The organism is Sphingomonas sp. Marseille-Q8236, assembly GCF_965112005.1.
Map to the genome: position 1 here is coordinate 803,747 of NZ_CBCOPO010000002.1, position 16,389 is coordinate 820,135.

General features: G+C 65.1%; 24 protein-coding genes and 1 tRNA gene. 20 read left to right on the plus strand and 5 right to left on the minus strand.

The features are described from left to right. The first annotated feature begins 200 nt into the window (after positions 1–200). From ACWPWT_RS16145 to ACWPWT_RS16190, 10 genes are all read left to right on the plus strand, one after another. Positions 201–683, plus strand: a complete 483-nt coding sequence (locus ACWPWT_RS16145; RefSeq protein WP_454280546.1) for a hypothetical protein — start codon at positions 201–203, stop codon at positions 681–683. Then, positions 676–1,173, plus strand: a complete 498-nt coding sequence (locus ACWPWT_RS16150; protein WP_454280547.1) for a hypothetical protein — start codon at positions 676–678, stop codon at positions 1,171–1,173. Before ACWPWT_RS16145 ends, ACWPWT_RS16150 begins: the two co-directional genes overlap by 8 nt. After that, entirely contained in the window at positions 1,170–1,454 is a 285-nt protein-coding gene (locus tag ACWPWT_RS16155) for a hypothetical protein (protein ID WP_454280548.1), read from the plus strand. The genes ACWPWT_RS16150 and ACWPWT_RS16155 overlap by 4 nt, the downstream gene beginning before the upstream one ends. Next, positions 1,454–2,239, plus strand: a complete 786-nt coding sequence (locus ACWPWT_RS16160; RefSeq protein WP_454280549.1) for a 3'-5' exonuclease — start codon at positions 1,454–1,456, stop codon at positions 2,237–2,239. The genes ACWPWT_RS16155 and ACWPWT_RS16160 overlap by 1 nt, the downstream gene beginning before the upstream one ends. Then, positions 2,236–2,553: a hypothetical protein gene (locus ACWPWT_RS16165; RefSeq protein ID WP_454280550.1), complete on the plus strand. Its 318-nt coding sequence runs from the start codon at positions 2,236–2,238 to the stop codon at positions 2,551–2,553. Before ACWPWT_RS16160 ends, ACWPWT_RS16165 begins: the two co-directional genes overlap by 4 nt. A gap of 101 nt (positions 2,554–2,654) precedes the next feature. After that, on the plus strand, positions 2,655–3,344 hold the full coding sequence (locus tag ACWPWT_RS16170) for a Lar family restriction alleviation protein (protein ID WP_454280551.1): 690 nt from the start codon (positions 2,655–2,657) through the stop codon (positions 3,342–3,344). Then, positions 3,341–3,838, plus strand: coding sequence for a DNA N-6-adenine-methyltransferase (locus tag ACWPWT_RS16175; protein WP_454280552.1), 498 nt, complete (start codon positions 3,341–3,343; stop codon positions 3,836–3,838). The genes ACWPWT_RS16170 and ACWPWT_RS16175 overlap by 4 nt, the downstream gene beginning before the upstream one ends. Beyond that, positions 3,835–3,975, plus strand: a complete 141-nt coding sequence (locus tag ACWPWT_RS16180; protein WP_454280553.1) for a hypothetical protein — start codon at positions 3,835–3,837, stop codon at positions 3,973–3,975. The genes ACWPWT_RS16175 and ACWPWT_RS16180 overlap by 4 nt, the downstream gene beginning before the upstream one ends. Next, positions 3,972–4,481, plus strand: a complete 510-nt coding sequence (locus ACWPWT_RS16185) for a hypothetical protein (RefSeq protein ID WP_454280554.1) — start codon at positions 3,972–3,974, stop codon at positions 4,479–4,481. The genes ACWPWT_RS16180 and ACWPWT_RS16185 overlap by 4 nt, the downstream gene beginning before the upstream one ends. Further along, positions 4,478–5,698 carry a DNA cytosine methyltransferase gene (locus ACWPWT_RS16190; protein WP_454280555.1) on the plus strand — a complete coding sequence of 407 codons (1,221 nt, stop codon included), beginning with the start codon at positions 4,478–4,480 and terminating at the stop codon, positions 5,696–5,698. Before ACWPWT_RS16185 ends, ACWPWT_RS16190 begins: the two co-directional genes overlap by 4 nt. A gap of 73 nt (positions 5,699–5,771) precedes the next feature. On the opposite strand, the gene ACWPWT_RS16195 is transcribed toward ACWPWT_RS16190, so the two are convergent. Then, positions 5,772–5,963 carry a hypothetical protein gene (locus ACWPWT_RS16195; protein WP_261270626.1) on the minus strand — a complete coding sequence of 64 codons (192 nt, stop codon included), beginning with the start codon at positions 5,961–5,963 and terminating at the stop codon, positions 5,772–5,774. Between the two features lie 84 nt (positions 5,964–6,047). Here ACWPWT_RS16195 and ACWPWT_RS16200 point away from each other — a divergent pair, with 84 nt between their 5' ends. Beyond that, on the plus strand, positions 6,048–6,446 hold the full coding sequence (locus ACWPWT_RS16200; protein ID WP_261270625.1) for a hypothetical protein: 399 nt from the start codon (positions 6,048–6,050) through the stop codon (positions 6,444–6,446). Further along, the gene (locus ACWPWT_RS16205; protein ID WP_261270624.1) at positions 6,439–6,642 is read left to right on the plus strand and encodes a helix-turn-helix transcriptional regulator; all 204 of its coding nucleotides are present in this window, start codon (positions 6,439–6,441) and stop codon (positions 6,640–6,642) included. Before ACWPWT_RS16200 ends, ACWPWT_RS16205 begins: the two co-directional genes overlap by 8 nt. A 16-nt stretch (positions 6,643–6,658) precedes the next feature. On the opposite strand, the gene ACWPWT_RS16210 is transcribed toward ACWPWT_RS16205, so the two are convergent. Together ACWPWT_RS16210 and ACWPWT_RS16215 are read right to left on the minus strand one after the other, a co-directional pair. Next, positions 6,659–7,963 carry a tyrosine-type recombinase/integrase gene (locus ACWPWT_RS16210; protein ID WP_261270623.1) on the minus strand — a complete coding sequence of 435 codons (1,305 nt, stop codon included), beginning with the start codon at positions 7,961–7,963 and terminating at the stop codon, positions 6,659–6,661. Between the two features lie 190 nt (positions 7,964–8,153). Then, positions 8,154–8,243 (minus strand) — tRNA-Ser (locus tag ACWPWT_RS16215). Positions 8,244–8,433: 190 nt separating this feature from the next. Here ACWPWT_RS16215 and ACWPWT_RS16220 point away from each other — a divergent pair. From ACWPWT_RS16220 to ACWPWT_RS16235, 4 genes are read left to right on the plus strand one after another with little or no spacing between them, the layout of a single operon-like run. Next, positions 8,434–9,453 (plus strand): lytic murein transglycosylase, encoded by a 1,020-nt coding sequence (locus ACWPWT_RS16220; RefSeq protein WP_454280986.1) that lies wholly within the window; start codon positions 8,434–8,436, stop codon positions 9,451–9,453. After that, on the plus strand, positions 9,437–10,114 hold the full coding sequence (locus ACWPWT_RS16225; RefSeq protein WP_454280556.1) for a septal ring lytic transglycosylase RlpA family protein: 678 nt from the start codon (positions 9,437–9,439) through the stop codon (positions 10,112–10,114). The genes ACWPWT_RS16220 and ACWPWT_RS16225 overlap by 17 nt, the downstream gene beginning before the upstream one ends. A gap of 31 nt (positions 10,115–10,145) precedes the next feature. Next, positions 10,146–11,318: a D-alanyl-D-alanine carboxypeptidase family protein gene (locus ACWPWT_RS16230; RefSeq protein WP_454280557.1), complete on the plus strand. Its 1,173-nt coding sequence runs from the start codon at positions 10,146–10,148 to the stop codon at positions 11,316–11,318. 4 nt (positions 11,319–11,322) lie between these two features. Continuing rightward, entirely contained in the window at positions 11,323–12,297 is a 975-nt protein-coding gene (locus tag ACWPWT_RS16235; RefSeq protein ID WP_454280558.1) for an AAA family ATPase, read from the plus strand. 137 nt (positions 12,298–12,434) lie between these two features. Here ACWPWT_RS16235 and ACWPWT_RS16240 read toward each other — a convergent pair whose 3' ends face one another. Together ACWPWT_RS16240 and purF are read right to left on the minus strand one after the other, a co-directional pair. Further along, positions 12,435–13,145 carry an SDR family NAD(P)-dependent oxidoreductase gene (locus ACWPWT_RS16240; RefSeq protein WP_454280559.1) on the minus strand — a complete coding sequence of 237 codons (711 nt, stop codon included), beginning with the start codon at positions 13,143–13,145 and terminating at the stop codon, positions 12,435–12,437. Next, the gene (purF, locus tag ACWPWT_RS16245; protein WP_261270617.1) at positions 13,145–14,596 is read right to left on the minus strand and encodes an amidophosphoribosyltransferase; all 1,452 of its coding nucleotides are present in this window, start codon (positions 14,594–14,596) and stop codon (positions 13,145–13,147) included. Before purF ends, ACWPWT_RS16240 begins: the two co-directional genes overlap by 1 nt. A gap of 144 nt (positions 14,597–14,740) precedes the next feature. Between purF and ACWPWT_RS16250 the strand changes: the two genes are divergently transcribed. The 4 genes from ACWPWT_RS16250 (at position 14,741) to ACWPWT_RS16265 (ending at position 16,379) form a co-directional block, all read left to right on the plus strand. Continuing rightward, positions 14,741–14,992, plus strand: a complete 252-nt coding sequence (locus ACWPWT_RS16250) for a DUF7218 family protein (protein ID WP_454280560.1) — start codon at positions 14,741–14,743, stop codon at positions 14,990–14,992. 66 nt (positions 14,993–15,058) lie between these two features. Next, a complete protein-coding gene (gene hisI / locus ACWPWT_RS16255) occupies positions 15,059–15,421 on the plus strand; it encodes a phosphoribosyl-AMP cyclohydrolase (RefSeq protein ID WP_454280561.1) in 363 nt (120 codons plus the stop codon). Further along, positions 15,418–15,924 (plus strand): hypothetical protein, encoded by a 507-nt coding sequence (locus ACWPWT_RS16260; RefSeq protein WP_261270614.1) that lies wholly within the window; start codon positions 15,418–15,420, stop codon positions 15,922–15,924. The genes hisI and ACWPWT_RS16260 overlap by 4 nt, the downstream gene beginning before the upstream one ends. A 44-nt stretch (positions 15,925–15,968) precedes the next feature. Beyond that, positions 15,969–16,379 carry a MerR family transcriptional regulator gene (locus ACWPWT_RS16265; protein ID WP_261270613.1) on the plus strand — a complete coding sequence of 137 codons (411 nt, stop codon included), beginning with the start codon at positions 15,969–15,971 and terminating at the stop codon, positions 16,377–16,379. Positions 16,380–16,389 lie beyond the last annotated feature (10 nt).

Genomic DNA, 16,389 nt, shown 5'->3' on the forward strand with positions numbered 1-16,389 from the left:
GGGCTGAGCAGCAAGGTCGCAGACCGGTATTGCGTGCCCCTGTCGATGGGCTGTCATCAACATCAGACCGACGTAATCGGCTGGTCGGAATTTGAAATGACTCTTCCGGGTGGATCGGCCGAGGCTCTCGCCAATGAATATTGGGAGGGCTGGGACGGCCGCGAGAAGTGGGAGCGCCAGTTCGCTCGTGGGGAGGTCGCATGAGCGCCGCCGCCCGCCGCCCCGGTCCCGTCACGCTGGCCGAGATAGACCCCGATTTCGAACAGGCGTTTCGCGACTTGCGCGAGAAGGTGGGCCGCTATCGGCGGCTGGCACCGCTGATCGCCGAGGCGCGGTTCAACCCGAAGAAATACCAGGATCTCGGCGCAATGAAGGCTGAGAGGTCGGCGATATACGGCGATCTCCATTCCAAAGCCGAGACGATGCAAATCGGTTCAGCATACGCATTGATGATGCTGATCGAGGTGACGGATTCCCTCGTGAGGCAAGTACGTGGCCGGGAGAAGATGCCACCGGTGCACGCCGTCTTGGCCAAGCTGGCCGACTATCAAGCGTGGGCCGAGCAGGCCGCACACGAAGCGGAAGCGGAAGCTGTCATTGCCGAACGCTTTTCGAACCAAGCCGCCGAAAAGGTGTCATGGATAGGCCAGGTCCGCCAGTATGTGGAGGCGAGCCTTGGCTGATCCCAATCTCCCGCCGATTGGGCGGCAGCCGATGGTTCGCCGGAAAGCGCCTTCGGTGCGGACACCATGGTACGGCGACATCGCAGGATACCAGATTGTCGACGGCGCTCAAGTTGGCGGAGAGCGGTGGACCACTGAGCAGCAGGCCGCACTGATCGAACGGGGCATGGACCTGCTGACCTGCCCCGCCATGTTCGTCCGGCGCCAGTCGGTCGGCGAAGAGGTCTGCCCGACGCTTGGCGATCTGCCTGCTGTCTATGAGTTCGAATGCCCCGTTATCGGTAAGGGGCAGCGAGGCAAGGCTAAATCCAAGATCAAGGTCATCGCCCCTGATGGCCAACCATCGCTCGTCCATGCGGACGGGTGGGCTCATTTCCCGCGCCGCCGCCCCGCCGGACCTGACGACGGTTATTACCAGGACCGAGTCTTCGGCGGTGGCGGTGCCTTCTCCCGACCTTCCTATCCCACCACTCGGAGGCCCATCCGATGACCTTCATCGATCACGCCGCCTATGCGCTCGGCGTCTTGTGCGGCTGCATTTTCGCCGTCGCTGGCATGTGCGCCCTGGCGTCTCTGTATCACGATATCACGACCCATTGGGATCGCATCGCCGAGGTGTGGTGCGCCATGGTCGAGCGTGCCGCCGAGCGCTGGCACGCCATCGCCACCCTTTTCCCCGTCTCCAATGCCGCCTCGGCCGATCCCCACCCGGCTGGCTCAACGCTCGATACCGCCGAGGCCGGTGTCCAGCAGACCGTTGAGGCCCGATAATGGCCAATCGTATCATGATCGACCTGGAAACGGTCGGAAGCACCCCGGGCTGCGGCATCTTGTCGATCGGTGCCGTCGCGTTTCATGTCGATGGCTGGGTCGTCGACGAACTGTATGTCGTCGTGTCTCGCATCAGCTGCAGAGAGCACGGCCTGTTCGAAGAGCAGGACACGCTGGACTGGTGGGCAAAGCAGACGGACGAGGCGCGCCAAATCCTCCTGCTGGCCGAGGACCCGGACGGTACGCTTTCGCTACCCGCAGCGCTGGACGAACTGAACCGGTTCGTCGCGCGCCACCCCGGTTGCACGGTTTACGGCAACGGCTCCGATTTCGACAACGCGATCCTTGCCGCCGCCGCCCGCGCTGCCGGTTGCAAGCTGGCGTGGCCGTTCTGGCAGAACCGATGCTATCGGACCATGAAGGCTCGCACGCCACAGGTGAAGCTGGCCCGCGTCGGGACGCATCACAATGCGCTGGATGACGCGCGGACGCAGGCGCAGCACCTGGGGCAGATCGAGAGATCACTGGCGCTGACCAGCGCCAAGGTGGACGCGGCTCAGCGATTCATCGAATGGATGGCCGATTGGTATCAACGCCGTACATCGCGCCGCATTCTCTGCTTCCGCTGGAACACCCTGAGCCGAGCCGTCGCCCTAGAAAGCGCGCGGGCCACATTCGACGCGATCGATCTTGACGAGCCATTCGGATGCCCCGGTATTGACTGGGACGAAGACGATGCGCGGGCGCTGGTCGACGAAGACCTTCGTCACTGGGAAGCGGCATGACCCCCGCCGAGATCAACGCGATTGGCGTCATGCTGGCGAGCCTGCGCGACGATGGGGAGGCTGCTGTAGTCGTCGCTGTGGCTGCGCACGGTCCGTCGATCGACATGCCGGAGGGCTGCGTATCGGCAACCATGGTCGCCCGCACCGTCGAGAATGGCTGTTCGATCATGCGGACCCGCACCGCTCGCCAGGACGCGCCGCACAGCGGAACCGCCGCCGCGAAGTATCTGGCGGACGCCATCGGCCTCGCCCGGGCTGACCTGCGCCGCCAGCAGGCCCGCCGCGAAAAATCCCAGGAGAACGCCAATGCGTAAGCCTAGCCGCGCCCTATCGGCGCTCGCCTTCATCGTCGGGGTCGCAATGGTGTGCTGCCTCGCGATCGAATTTTTCCCCTTTGCCCTGGGGGAGGCCGCCCGTGGCTGACATACCCGAAAGCACGAAGCTGCTGCCGTGCCCGTTTTGTGGGGGTAAGGCATACCCAGGTCGAACCACATATTCGCGTCCGCTGGATGACGCCCGCTGGGCCGATGGTTCGCCAATCATGGAAACCCACAGCATCAACTGCGCATCTTGCGGAGGTACGAACAGAGGTGGGACGATTGGCGGTTATCAGACGGTAGAACGCGCCATCGCCGCCTGGAACACCCGCGCCGCCCCGCCCGCGATGGATCGGGAGGCGGTGAAAGAGGCGCTGTTCCTGCTTGATCGGCTGGCGGAGTTCGAGCGAGAGATCACGGACGAAGAGGTGTTCACGCACTTCAACGGTCACGTATCGCCGTCTGCCGCTCGCCTCCGCGTGTGCCTCTCCACCCTCTCCGCAGACGCGATCCGCCAGGGGGAGGGGATTACTCAGTTCGGCGCGGTAGTTTTCCAACAGGTCTGGGATTCGTTCATTGATGGCGGCTGGGATATCGAGGTCAACGATCTGATCACGAAAGACGCTCTCAAGGCCGGTTTGGTAAGTGTCGAGCCCTTCGACCCGAAAGGCCACGTAGATCAATCTGGCGCGGCTCAACCGGGCGATGATTTCTACCAGTTGACTGACGCTGGCCGCGCCGCTCTCGCCACCCCCGCCTCTCACGCCAGCGATGGGGGGAAGGCATGAGCCATTGGGAAACGCCAGGCGCATCCGACGAATGGTACACGCCGGGCTACGTCTTTGACGCGCTAGGCGAGCGGTTCGACATCGACGTTGCCGCTCCGAATGACGGGCCGATGCACGTGCCGACTGGCCGCTGGCTCTCGGCACCGAATGGGCTGGTGCACGACTGGACTGGCTTTGTCTGGATGAACTCGCCGTTTGGTGGGCGCGGTGCCCTCGTGCCGTGGCTGGAAAAGTTCTTCGCGCACGGACACGGCATCGCTCTGACGCCCGATCGGACCAGCGCGCCTTGGTTCTGGGATGCCTGGTCCAAGGCTGACCGAGTCCTATTCACGCGCAAGATCCGCTTCCTCCGGCCTGATGGCACGGAAGGCGTATCGCCATCGAACGGCACCTGTCTTTGGGCTGCTGGCGACCGTGCTGTCGTCGCGCTGGAACGCGCCGCCACCGCTGGCCTTGGCATCCTTGGCCAACCCCTTCGGAGTATTGCAGCATGACCACCCAGACGCCGGATGCTGTGCGCGAGGCGGAAGGGCGGGGCGGTTTCGCTTGCCCGATTTGCGGTCAGGAAACGCCGCATCACCACACGCCAAAAGTCGTGGACGCCTACCAGAACAAGCGGAGCCGGAAATGAGCAACGCAGAATTAGTCGCCGCCATTGCGCACATTCTGGACCCGTGGGCCTTCGAGACGAAGAGCTACAACGCGACCATTGCCCGCGATGACGCCACCGATAAGGCGACACAGATTGTGGAAGCCCTCGCCGCCCTCGACAGCCGCGCGGGCGATGCGGGGGAGGTGAGGGATTGGCGACAAAGCACTATGACGTGCCAGACGCGGAATGAAGCAGCACAAGAGTTGAGCGCATTGGCGAACCTGATCGAACGTCCGCCATTAGATGATGTGCAAATGTCTCAAGATATAGCTCGCCGTATGGCGGGGGCTATCAGGATTATCCTTGCTGATATGAATGAGCGCGACCTGAACATCAAAAAGGCTGAAAGCGGCATTGCTGATGCGCTGCTTTGGCTGAATGTCGATTACGCATCAGGCACGGGTTACGTCACGCGGATATGGGAAGCTCGTAAGGCGCTGGGGAAAGTATCCGCCGCCCTCTCGCACGGGGAGGGGCCGAAGTGAGGTACCTCGACGTATGCGCAGGCATCAGCGCCTCCACTGTCGCTTGGCTTCCGCTGGGCTGGCAGGCCGCGGCTTATAGCGAGATCGAAGCGGCTCCGCGCGCGATCCTCGCCCACCACTATCCCGACACGCCGCTGCACGGCGACTTCACGACCATTCAGGGCGACGAATATGGACCAATTGACCTTCTTGTCGGAGGCACCCCCTGCCAGGACTTCAGTGTCGCAGGCCTCCGAGCGGGACTGGACGGAGACCGTGGCAACCTCTCGCTTGAGTTTCTCCGGCTTGCTGATCGCACACGGCCCCGCTGGGTGGTGTGGGAGAACGTCCCCGGTGTCCTGTCGATCGACGGAGGAAGGGCGTTTGGAGCCATCCTCGGGGCGCTGGGCGAACTCGGGTATGGGGTCGCTTACCGAGTTCTCGACGCTCAGCACTTCGGAGTTCCACAGCGGCGCCGTCGCGTCTTCGTTGTCGGACATCTTGGAGACTGGCGACGTGCCGCAGCGGTACTTTCTGAGCGCCACAGCCTGTCGGGGAATCCTGCGCCGCGCCGAGAAGCGGGGCAAGACATTGCCATCAGCCCTTCGCTCCGCGCTCAATCAAACAGCAGCCACCGAGCCGACAGTCAAGCGTTCGCCCCCGCCCTCAGCCACTGCTTGAACGCTGGTGGCATGGGCCGACAGGACTACGAGACCGAGACCGTGATCGCGCACGCGCTGCGCGGGGAGGGCTTTGACGCCAGTGAGGATGGTACAGGGCGCGGCACGCCATTGGTCTCGGTGCCGTTCGACACCACGCAGATCACCAGCGCCGCGAATTACAGCAACCCCAAGGCGGGCGATCCCTGTCATCCCCTTGCCGCCGGAATGCATCCGCCAGCCATCGCCTTCGATTGCAAGGGCACGCAGGTCCAATTCGAGGAGGGGGGCACCCACCCGACGTTGCGGAGCATGGGCCACGCCAATAGCCACAGCAACGCTGGTGGCCATGCCGCCGCATTGGTGAACTCGGCCGTCCGCCGCCTGACCCCGCGCGAGTGCGAACGGCTCCAGGGCTTCCCTGACGATTACACCCTCGTCCCGCACCGCGGAAAGCCGATGGCAGACGGCCCGCGCTACAAGGCGCTCGGCAACAGCATGGCCGTCCCCGTCATGCGGTGGATCGGTGAGCGTATTGCCGCCGTGGACGTACTCATGACCGAAAGGGCCGCCGCATGACCTCCTCCGGTTTCGCGATGAGCGAGCGGGCGCGGGTCGGTGCCCCGGCCATTGGGCGGCCGGGGCGCGCGGGTCACTTGATCGGCTTCGCGCCTGGCGTCCCGCACTTTGCGAACTTGCCGTTCGCTGCCTTGCAGCGGGTCGACGCTGAGGCGGCCTTCTCGGGGCATTTGATGAATTTTCCCTTCGCATCTCGGCACGGGGCGGCCAGCGCGGGCGTGGCGAACAGGGCGGCAGCGGTCAGTGCAGCAGCGAAGATCTTCATGTCGAACCTCTCCATGGGCCGACTCGCGTGTCGGCCAGGGGATGGTGCCCCCGCGCGCGCCGCGGCGCCAGTGAGCATTGCGTCATGACCGGGACCGGCTTCGCGATGAGCGAGAGCGCCTACAGCTGGCAAAATCAGCCGGAGGTGTGGAAGCTGATGGAGGAGGGGCGTGCGGCGTCGTTCGGGGCGTGGTGCGTGATCCTGATCGGTCGGTTGTCGATCCTGCGGAAGCGGGACCGGGAGGATTGGACGCCCGAGAAGTCCGATGCGGTCCACTTCGCGATCGACAGCCGGCTGGACGTTCACGGCGAGCCGCCGCCGCCGTTCGCGCGGTGCTGGATCCTCGACCAGGTCGATCACCATAAATTCTTCGCGCGCAAGGGCGCGACCCAGGCGAAGCGCCAAGATGCCACGGCATGGCTCGACGCTCTTAGGGCGCTCTGGCGGCGATATGTTCCTGAGGAGGTAAAGAGCAATGCCTGACCGTCAGCATGATACTCTGCTGCGGCTGCCCGACGTCCGCGCTCGGACGAAGCTGTCGCGGGCGACGATTTACCGCAAGATGGCCGCCGGAGCGTTCCCGCCCGCCACACCAATCAGCACGCGCATGGTCGCGTGGTATGAGGCGGACATCAACGCGTGGGTCGCCAATCCGATCGGCTGGCGGGCCGCGGCCTGAACGATAGGCGGGGCGCTCAGCCGCCCCGCCGTCGCCCGCCGAGCACATCATTGGCCGGAGCCAGCCCCTTCATGAGCATGTCGGCCCACTCTTGGGATAGCTCGCGCCGCCGCTCCATGTGTCCCGCCCGGTCATAGGCCGCCTTCACTTTATTGGCCGGGACATGGGCCAGCATCAGCTCGATCACGTCATCATCGCCGACTCGGCGCTGGCGCTTGGCGATCGCGTTCATCGTCGTCGAGAATGCGGCGCGCCAGCCGTGCGGGACGTGGCGCCCGTGATACCCGACGCGGTTATACAGATAGCCGATCGCATTCTCGGACAGCGGGCGGTGGCTATGCCGCTGGCTTGGAAAGACCAAGCGGCCACGGCCGGACAGTCGCCGCACCGCGAGCAGAGTGTCGACCGCTTGCCAGGGCAGCGGGATCAGGTGCTCGAAAGCTTCCTCGGCCTTCAGGTCGCTGACCAGCTTCATGCGCGCCGCCGGGACGCGCCACAGCGGCATGAATGGGCCATACTGCTCCCCGGTCCAGTCAATACCCTCGAATTCCTCCCATTCGGCCCCACGGATCATGCCAGGCCGCGATTGGGTCAGCGCTAGCAGGCGCGAAGCCAGCTTGGTCACCGGCGATGCCCCGGAAGCCTCGGCCGCGATCAGCACGCCGCGCGCTTCGTCGACATCGGTCAGCGCGGGCTGCCGACCTTTCTTCGGCAGCGGACGCAGCGCCTTTCCGACCGCCGCCGCCGGATCGACTGCGACGACCCCCTCAGAGATATACATCGCGAAGACCGCCGAGATTCGCTGGCGCAGTCGCTTCGCCGTCTCGATCGAGCCGCGATCCTCCACCGCGCGAAGCGCCTTCAGCACGGTCGGGGCGTCAATCTCGGTCAACGCGCGGGCACCGAAGGCCGGAAAGACGTCACGCTCCAAGCTGGTGATGACGTCGTCCGCGTGGACCGGCGCCCATCGCCCTTTTTGCAGACCGAACCAGGCCCGCGCCGCCGTCTCAAAGGACACCGCCCGTGCCTCGTCGAGCGCCTTCCGGTCGCGCTCCTCACGCGACCGCCGCCGCGCACCGGACGGGTCGATATGATCACGGATCTGTCGGCGCGCTTCATCGCGGCGTTCGCGCGCCTCGGATAGCTTGACCTCGGGGTACGGCCCAAACGTCAGCAGCTTTTCCTTGCCGTCGAAGCGGAATTTCATCCGCCAGGACTTCGACCCGGTAGGTGCAACATGCAGATATAGGCCTCCGGAATCGGCCATCTTGTACGGCTTGTCCCGTCGCTCCGCCTTTTTCACCGCCGTGTCGGTCAGCATGTCCATACCCCGCTATCGGCCTGCCGGTCGGGGTATCGCGGGACGCGTCGACGGCGATACCCCGTCCGATACCCCCGATACCCCCGCGCTTTTGCGGAACAAACCGAGACAACCTGAGACATCGAATATCAAAATTTCCCCGCGTTTACGAGGGGATTGAGACGTTGTGAGGCGTATTGATGCAGGGTTCTGGCGGAAGAGGTGGGATTCGAACCCACGGATGGCTTGCACCATCGCCGGTTTTCAAGACCGGTGCCTTAAACCGCTCGGCCACTCTTCCGGGATCGGCGCGGGAGGTGCGTGTACGTCAAGCGCGCCGGCAAATCCACCATGGATTGTGCGAGTTTCTGCGGAATGCAGCCGGCGGCTCCGCGCGGTTGATCGTGCCATGGCTGCGGTGATGCGAGGTTCCTGCAAACGCCCCGCTATGGCAAACAGGCGTCATGTGGGGGACGATTACCCGGCGTGTGATGCGCCTCGCCTTATTCTCGGGTCTGGCGCTGCTGACGCTCGGTGGCACCGGCGCGCAGGCGCAGGATGAAGCCGGCTTCCAAAGCTATCTTCAACAGTTTCGCGGTACCGCGTTAGGGCAGGGGGTCAGCCGCGCCACGCTGGATTCGGTGCTGCCGACGCTGACGCTCAATTCGCGCGTGATCGAACTGGATCGGCAACAGCCGGGCGGCCCGGCCAATAGCGGTTTTAGTCCCTTTGCACCCTATAAGGCCGCGCATGTCGATGCGGCGCGGATCGGTCGCGGTCGGAGCAAATATCTCGCGCAGCGGCCGCGCCTGTCGCGGATCGAGCGCGAGACGGGCGTGCCCGAATCGATCATGGTCGCAATCTGGGGGCATGAGACCAATTACGGTTCCTATACGGGCAATTTCGATCTGATCCGCTCGCTGGCGAGCCTGGCCTATGAGGGGCGCCGTCGCCCGCTGTTCGAGGGCGAGTTCATCGCCGCACTCAAGATGATGGACCGGGGCGTCACCCGCGATCAGCTGAAGGGCAGTTGGGCCGGGGCGACCGGCAATCCCCAATTCCTGCCCTCCATCTATCTGCGCCTGGGCCGCGATGGCGACGGTGATGGTCGCGTGGACATTTGGAATAGCGAGGCGGATACGCTGGCCTCGATTGGCAATTACTTCGTCAATGCCGGATGGCGTGCGGGGCAGCCCTGGGGCTTTGCGGTCACCGTTCCGGCCGGGTTCGACCAGTCGATGGTCCGCAACCGGCTGGTCAGCCCACGCTGCCCCCGCGTGTTCGAACGGCATAGCGGATGGCGGACCATGGCGGAGTGGCGCGCGATGGGCATCGTGCCGCAGGGTGCCGCCTGGCCCGACGACCGGGTGCTCGCGACGCTGATGGAGCCGGACGGGCAGGGGGCGACCGCCTATCTGCTGACCGGCAATTACCGGGTCATCCTGGATTACAACTGCTCCAATTTCTACGCGTTGTCGGTGGGGTTGCTGGCCGATGCGATTGCGGGTTGAGGCGATCGCCCTGATCGTCGCGGCCCTGACCGCGACCCCGGTAGCGGCGAAGACCGAAGAGCCGACCGCGCCGCGTTATGGCCGTTATGACGCCACCGGGCGGGCAAGCTGGTATGGCCATGAACTGGCGGGGCGGCGGACCGCGACGGGGCGGCGTTTCGATCCCGACGACGTGATGATCGCGCATCGCACCCTGCCGCTCGAATCGATGGTCGAGGTGACCGATGTGGATACCGGGCGCACCATCGTCGCACGGGTCGGGGATCGTGGCCCGGGGCGAGCGGATCGGGTGGCCGACCTGTCGCTGGGTGCGGCCCGGCTGCTGGGTACCAATAAGCGGGCGGTGGCGCATATCAGGCTGCGGGCCCTCACGCCCGGCGGCGACGCCCCCGGCCTGATCCTGGCCGGAGCCAGTGCGGTGGCGCCGGTCGCTCGCCCTATCGCGCTCGATCCGCATGCTCAATACCGCGTAAAAATTGCCAGCTTCGCCAGTCAGGACCGTGCCAAGGCCCTGGCGCGGCGCTTCGACGCGCAACTTCGCCCGGCTGGGCGGCTATGGCGGGTGGAACGCAGTGGAATGACGCCTGAATCCGCCAAAGCGCTGCGTGACGCGGCGTCACGGGCAGGTTATGACGACGCCCGCATCCTGCTTCAGGATTGACCTCTCCCCGCCCTTTGGTCACGGAACACGCATGAAGACCCTGTTCGCATCCTTCGCCGCCCCGCTCGCACTCGTCGCGCTGGCCCACCCCTCGATCGCGGCCGCTCCGCAGTTCGAGACGACCGCCCCCGTCGCCTTCATGAAGGACCTGTCCTCGGGTGCGATCCTGTTTCAGCGTGATGCAGACCGCCGGATGCCGCCCGCATCGATGGCGAAGATGATGACGGTCTATGTCGCCTTTGACCTGGTGAAGAAGGGCCAGTTGAAGCTGAACGACATGGTCACCGTCCAGCCGGAGACCTGGGCCAAGTGGCATGGGCCCCAGGCGGGGTCGACCATGTTCCTGTCGCCCGGCGAGCAGGTCAGCGTCGCCAACCTGTTGTACGGCATCGTCACCCTGTCGGGCAATGACGCCTGTGTCGTTCTGGCCGAGCACATTGCGGGAACCGAGCCGAACTTCGTCGAGCGGATGAACCGCACCGCCAAGCAGATCGGCCTGAACAACAGCCATTTCGGCACGTCGAACGGCTGGCCGGACGGCGGCGTCACCTATGTCACCGCGCGCGACCTGGCCGATCTGGCCGAGCATACGATCCAGGACTTCCCGCAGCTCTACAAGCAATTCTACTCGCGCCGGGATTTCACCTGGGGCAAGACGATGGGCGGGAATGCCATCACCCAGGCCAATCGCGATCCGTTGCTGGGCCGCGTCGCCGGGGCCGATGGCCTGAAGACGGGCCATACCGAGGAGGCCGGGTTCGGCTTCACCGGTTCCGCCGAGCAGAATGGCCGCCGACTGGTGATGGTCGTGGCGGGGCTGAACAGCTTCAACGCGCGGTCGGAAGAGTCGGTCAAGTTCATGAACTGGGGTTTCCGCGCATGGCAGGCCAAGCCGGTCGTGGCAAAGGGCAAGAAGGTCGCCGATGCCGAGGTCCAGATGGGATCGTCGAGCAGCGTCGGCCTGATCGCGCCGCAGCAGCTGACCGTGACCCTGCCCGCCGGGCTTGATCCGCAATTGAGCGCGAAGGTCGTCTATCAAGGCCCGATCAAGGCTCCGATCAAGGCGGGCCAGCATATCGCCGACCTCGTCATCAGTTCGCCCGACATGCCGGCGCAGCGGCTGGCGCTGGTCGCGGACAAGGATGTCAGCGAAGCGGGCTTTTTCGGTCGCGCCTGGGCCGGGCTGACCTCGATCTTCGGCTGAGCCGATGACCCTGCCGGTCGGCAATGACGCGGGCCAGGCCGCCTTTGCCGCCGCGCTGGGCGGCGCCAAGCTTCACCATGCCTGGCTGATCGCCGGGCCGGAAGGTGTCGGTAAGGCGAGCTTCGCGCGGGCGGCGGCGACGCGTCTGCTCGCGCGGGGCGGCGGGGCGGGGGACTTGCCCCCCGGCCTGGCCGTGCCCGAGGATCACCCCACGGCCAAGTTGATGGCGGCGGGCTCGCATCCCGACTTTCGCGTCCTGTCGCGGCTGCCCAAGGATGCGGACAAGCCCGATCAGGATCTCGCGCGCTCGATCAGCATCGCGCAGGTCCGCACGCTGCAACCCATGTTCGCGACCGCGCCCGCCATGGGACCGGCGCGTGTCGTCCTGATCGATGCGATCGACGATTTGGAACGTGGCGGGGCCAATGCGCTGCTCAAGAATTTGGAGGAGCCGCCCGCGGGCACGGTGTTCCTGCTGGTCAGCCATGCGCCGGGGCGGTTGCTCCCCACCATACGGTCGCGTTGTCGTTTGTTGCGTTTCGAACGGCTGAGCGATGCCGACGTCGCGCGGGTGTTGCGGATGCAGCTCCCCGAGGCGGATGACGGCGAGATCGCCGCCCTGGTGGCGGTGGCGGATGGTGCGCCGGGGCGGGCGCTGCGCTTTGCCGGGCTGAATATCGCCGGGCTGGACAGCGCGATCGCACGGATCGCGGAAACGGGTGATCCCGGCAATGCGGAGCGGGTGAAGCTGGCCAAGGCATTGGCGGGCAAAGCCGCGCAGGCGCGCTATGAGGCGTTTCTTGACCGAGTGCCTGCCTTCATCGCAGAGCGCGCACGCGGGCGGTCGGGGCCGGGGTTGAAGGTGGCGCTGGACGCCTATGCCGCCGCGCAGGACCTTTCGGGGGCGGCGCGAGGCCTGTCACTGGATGCGCAGGGCACGGTGTTCGAGATGGCGGGGATCGTCGCGACGTTGCGGTAAGGGCTTTCGGCGAGATTGGGGCGTGGGCTTCGACGTCGCCAAGCCTGAAAGGCCTGGGTGGGGCAGGTCCGATTTCCTAACCCCGCTCAGCCTGAGCGAAGTCGAAGGCCACGCCCCACCGCCAACCAAACAGCCCCTTACAGACCCACCCGCTCGAAATGCCCGGGCGGGAAGCCCTCGATCGCCAGGGCGGCAATCCTTTCGGCCACCACTTCCGGCGTTTTCACCGAGGCAGGGTCCTCACCCGGATAAGCCTTAGCACGCATCTGAGTCCGGGTCGCGCCGGGGTCGACGATGGCGGTACGGATCGCGCTAATTTCGGACGTTTCGTCGCCATAGGCGCCGAGCAGCGTCTCGAACGCCGCCTTGGACGCGCCGTAAGCACCCCAATAAGCGCGCGGTTTGCGCCCGACCGAGGAGGTGACGCCGATTACCCGTGCGGCGCTCGAGCGGCGCAGCATTGGATCAAATGCGGAAATCATCGCTGCCTGCGCGCTGACGTTCAGGGTCAGGACGCGTGCGAACTCCTTGGGATCGATCGCGGGCACGGCGGCCAGTGAGCCCAGCATCGCGGCATTCAGGACCATCACGTCCAGTGCCTGCCAGCGCTCTCCGATCGCGGCGGCCAGGCGTCCGATCGAGTCATTTTCCGCCAGGTCGAGCGGAGCGATCGTTGCCGAACCACCGGCGTCGAAGATCCTCTCCTCGACCTCCTCCAATCCCTTGGGCGTTCGGGCGGTCAGGACGACATGGGCCCCTTCCGCTGCCAGCGCGATGGCGGTGGCCGCACCGATGCCCCGGCTGGCCCCGGTGACCAGGGCCAGCTTACCCGACAGCGCACCGGCCATCAGGCGACCCGCTCGGCCAGCAGCTGAAACTGATCGACCGGCGCGGTTTCGTCGTGGTCGGTCAGGGTGGTGGGGTAGTCGCCGGTGAAACAGGCGTCGCAATAGCTGGGGGTTTCACCGCGTGCGGCGTTCAGCGCCTTGTAGAGTCCTTCGATCGACACGAAGGACAGGCTGTCGGCATGGATGAAGTCGGTCATCCCGCCCAGATCCAGCTTGGCCGCGAGCAGCTTGGCGCGTTCGGGCGTGTCGACGCCGTAGAAGCAGCTATGCCGGGTGGGCGGGCTGGCGATGCGCATATGCACTTCGGCCGCGCCCGCTTCGCGCATCATCTGCACGATCTTGAGGCTGGTGGTGCCGCGCACGATCGAATCGTCGATCAGCACGACCTTCTTGCCCTGGATCAGCGCACGGTTCGCGTTGTGCTTCAACTTGACGCCCAGATGACGGACCTTGTCGCCGGGCTGAATGAAGGTGCGGCCGACATAGTGCGAGCGGATGATGCCCAGTTCGAACGGAATGCCCGACTGCTGGGCATAGCCGATCGCGGCGGGGACCCCCGAGTCAGGAACCGGGATGACCAGATCCGCATCGACCGGTGCCTCGATCGCCAACTGCGCGCCGATTTCCTTGCGCACCGAATAGACAGACTGATCGCCCGCGATCGAATCGGGGCGGCTGAAATAGACCCATTCGAAGATGCAGGGGCGCGGGGCCACGGACTGGAAGGGGTGGATCGAGCGGATTTCGGTGCCCTGCACGATGACCAGTTCGCCCGGCTCGACCGCACGCTCGAAGGTCGCACCGCACACGTCCAGCGCCACGGTCTCGGACGCGAAGATCACCGAACCGTCCAGGCGACCCATGACTAGCGGCCGGATGCCCAGCGGATCGCGGCAGGCGATCATGCCCTCCGGCGTCATCACGATCAGCGAATAGGCGCCCTCGACCTGCTTCAGTGCGTCGATGAACCGATCGAGCAATGTGCGATAGTTCGAGGTCGCGACCAGATGGATGATCGTCTCGGTATCGCTAGTCGACTGGAAGATCGAACCGCGACGCACTAGTTCGCGACGCAGCTTCATCGCATTGGAGATATTGCCGTTATGCGCGATGGCGAAGCCGCCGGTCGACAGATCGGCATAAAGCGGCTGGACGTTGCGCAGCGCGGTTTCGCCCGTGGTCGAGTAGCGAACATGACCGCAGGCGACATCGCCCGGCAGGCCACGGATCACATCGTCACGATCGAAATTGCCCGCGACATGACCCATGGCGCGGTGCGTATGGAACAGCGTGCCATCGAAGCTTGTGATGCCCGCGGCTTCCTGCCCGCGATGCTGGAGCGCGTGAAGGCCCAGCGCGGTCAGTGCCGCCGCGCCGGTGGCGCCGGACACGCCGAAAATACCGCATTCCTCACGGAGTTTGTCGTCGTCGAAGGGGTTGGTGGTCAGCATGGGAGAGGCGCTCGCAACGTTCGCAACTAAGGGGCAGACGGGGCGCATATAGGAATGTGATCTGCGTTTGTCGCCTGTTTGTCATCATGCACGGGATCATTTTCGCAGACCCTGCGTTTCGGGCCCCGATATAGGAGAAGCCATATGGCGCGCGATCATGGGGCCCAGATCAAGGATGACGGGCTGTACGAGGAACTGCGCAAGCAGGGCCAATCCAAGGAAAAGGCCGCTCGCATCGCCAACGCGAAAGCCAAGGGCAGTCTGGATCACCGCTCGACCCATCTGGAGGATCGCACCAAGGACGACCTGATGAAGGAGGCTCGAAAGATCGGTGTCGAAGGCCGATCGAAGATGAGCAAGGACGATCTTATTAAGGCGATTCGCGATCATGGCTAATTGGCGGCCTGGCCTGGACCGTGCGCAAAGATGACTTGCGCCCGATAGCCGGTTAAAGGCGGGTCTATGGCAGATCACCGCGACACCGGGCTGATGCTCGACCCGAAATTCGATGCAAATGGCTTACTCACCGCAATCGCTACCGACCGGGCGAGCGGCGAAATCCTCATGGTCGCGCACATGAATCAAGAAGCGCTGTCGGCGACACGGGACACCGGAGAAGCGCATTTCTGGTCGCGCAGTCGCGGGCGTTTATGGAAGAAGGGCGAAAGCTCGAACAATGTCCTGCGCGTCGTGGAGATGCGGATCGATTGCGATCAGGATGCGATCTGGCTGATCTGCGAACCGGCGGGCCCGGCTTGTCATACCGGGCGGCGCAGTTGCTTTTATCGGCGGATCGACGGCGACGGCCTGGCCCCGGTGGCGTGATCAGGCGCTGGGGGATCGTCCTGCTGGCGGGATGGACGGCGGCCTGTAGTCAGGGCGTCGGAAGCGGCGACAATGCGGCGGGCGAACGGTTGGAGGCGGCGGGCATTGCTGCCGGTCTCGTGGCCGACCCCGCTGCCGCGCCGCTCGACGGCATCTGGTCGCGCGACACCGACCGGATGTGCATCCTGCCCAAGTCCGGCGGGGCGGCGGCGGATCGACAGATCGGCGTGATGCTCGATTATGGTGAGGGGCAGGGGTGTACCGCGCGTGGTACGCTCCACCGGTCCGGCCCCGCCCTGGAGATCGCCTTGGGGGCGTGCCGCTTCACCGCCCGCTTCGATGGCGAAACCATTCAGTTCCCGGCGGCTTTGCCCAATGCGTGCAATGCCTTGTGCACCGGCAGGGCCAGCCTGTCGGCCCTCGCCGTCGAACGGATCAGCGCCTCGATGGCCGAAGCGCAGGCGCTTCACGGCGTGGACGGCGACCGTCTGTGCGATAGCTGAGCGGGTCGATTGACGTTCACGTAAACGGCATATAGCGTCGCGCCATGTCGACCCCCGTTGCTCCTGCAGCCATTCCCCCCCGTGGCGATCGCGACGATTATTCCATTACACAGCTCTGCACGGAATTCGGCGTCACGGCGCGGGCACTTCGCTTTTATGAGGATGAAGGGCTGATCGCGCCCGAGCGGCGGGGGACGCAGCGTATCTATTCGCAGCGCGATCGCGCCCGCCTTGCCTGGATATTGCGGGGCAAGCGAGTGGGGTTCAGTCTGGCGGATATTCGCGAGATGATCGACCTCTATGACCTGGGCGATGACCGCCGCCAGCAGCGTGAAGTCACGATCGCTCGCTGCACCGCCAAGATCGAGGCCTTGCAGGCGCAGAAGCGGGACATCGACGCGGCAATCGCTGAGTTGACCGAGTTCGTCGCGGTCGTCGAATCGCACCGCGACTGACGAACCGCGA

What these genes read in the sequence shown, in the direction of transcription:
- ACWPWT_RS16155 (WP_454280548.1), top strand. Translation starts at nt 1,170, where the DNA reads ATGACCTTCATCGATCACGCCGCCTATGCGCTCGGCGTCTTGTGCGGC.
- ACWPWT_RS16205 (WP_261270624.1), top strand. Translation starts at nt 6,439, where the DNA reads ATGCCTGACCGTCAGCATGATACTCTGCTGCGGCTGCCCGACGTCCGC.
- ACWPWT_RS16250 (WP_454280560.1), top strand. Translation starts at nt 14,741, where the DNA reads ATGGCGCGCGATCATGGGGCCCAGATCAAGGATGACGGGCTGTACGAG.
- ACWPWT_RS16160 (WP_454280549.1), top strand. Translation starts at nt 1,454, where the DNA reads ATGGCCAATCGTATCATGATCGACCTGGAAACGGTCGGAAGCACCCCG.
- hisI (WP_454280561.1), top strand. Translation starts at nt 15,059, where the DNA reads ATGGCAGATCACCGCGACACCGGGCTGATGCTCGACCCGAAATTCGAT.
- ACWPWT_RS16145 (WP_454280546.1), top strand. Translation starts at nt 201, where the DNA reads ATGAGCGCCGCCGCCCGCCGCCCCGGTCCCGTCACGCTGGCCGAGATA.
- ACWPWT_RS16220 (WP_454280986.1), top strand. Translation starts at nt 8,434, where the DNA reads ATGCGCCTCGCCTTATTCTCGGGTCTGGCGCTGCTGACGCTCGGTGGC.
- purF (WP_261270617.1), bottom strand. Translation starts at nt 14,596, where the DNA reads ATGCTGACCACCAACCCCTTCGACGACGACAAACTCCGTGAGGAATGC.
- ACWPWT_RS16230 (WP_454280557.1), top strand. Translation starts at nt 10,146, where the DNA reads ATGAAGACCCTGTTCGCATCCTTCGCCGCCCCGCTCGCACTCGTCGCG.
- ACWPWT_RS16185 (WP_454280554.1), top strand. Translation starts at nt 3,972, where the DNA reads ATGAGCAACGCAGAATTAGTCGCCGCCATTGCGCACATTCTGGACCCG.
- ACWPWT_RS16195 (WP_261270626.1), bottom strand. Translation starts at nt 5,963, where the DNA reads ATGAAGATCTTCGCTGCTGCACTGACCGCTGCCGCCCTGTTCGCCACG.
- ACWPWT_RS16235 (WP_454280558.1), top strand. Translation starts at nt 11,323, where the DNA reads ATGACCCTGCCGGTCGGCAATGACGCGGGCCAGGCCGCCTTTGCCGCC.
- ACWPWT_RS16165 (WP_454280550.1), top strand. Translation starts at nt 2,236, where the DNA reads ATGACCCCCGCCGAGATCAACGCGATTGGCGTCATGCTGGCGAGCCTG.
- ACWPWT_RS16265 (WP_261270613.1), top strand. Translation starts at nt 15,969, where the DNA reads ATGTCGACCCCCGTTGCTCCTGCAGCCATTCCCCCCCGTGGCGATCGC.
- ACWPWT_RS16240 (WP_454280559.1), bottom strand. Translation starts at nt 13,145, where the DNA reads ATGGCCGGTGCGCTGTCGGGTAAGCTGGCCCTGGTCACCGGGGCCAGC.
- ACWPWT_RS16225 (WP_454280556.1), top strand. Translation starts at nt 9,437, where the DNA reads ATGCGATTGCGGGTTGAGGCGATCGCCCTGATCGTCGCGGCCCTGACC.
- ACWPWT_RS16175 (WP_454280552.1), top strand. Translation starts at nt 3,341, where the DNA reads ATGAGCCATTGGGAAACGCCAGGCGCATCCGACGAATGGTACACGCCG.
- ACWPWT_RS16210 (WP_261270623.1), bottom strand. Translation starts at nt 7,963, where the DNA reads ATGCTGACCGACACGGCGGTGAAAAAGGCGGAGCGACGGGACAAGCCG.
- ACWPWT_RS16180 (WP_454280553.1), top strand. Translation starts at nt 3,835, where the DNA reads ATGACCACCCAGACGCCGGATGCTGTGCGCGAGGCGGAAGGGCGGGGC.
- ACWPWT_RS16200 (WP_261270625.1), top strand. Translation starts at nt 6,048, where the DNA reads ATGACCGGGACCGGCTTCGCGATGAGCGAGAGCGCCTACAGCTGGCAA.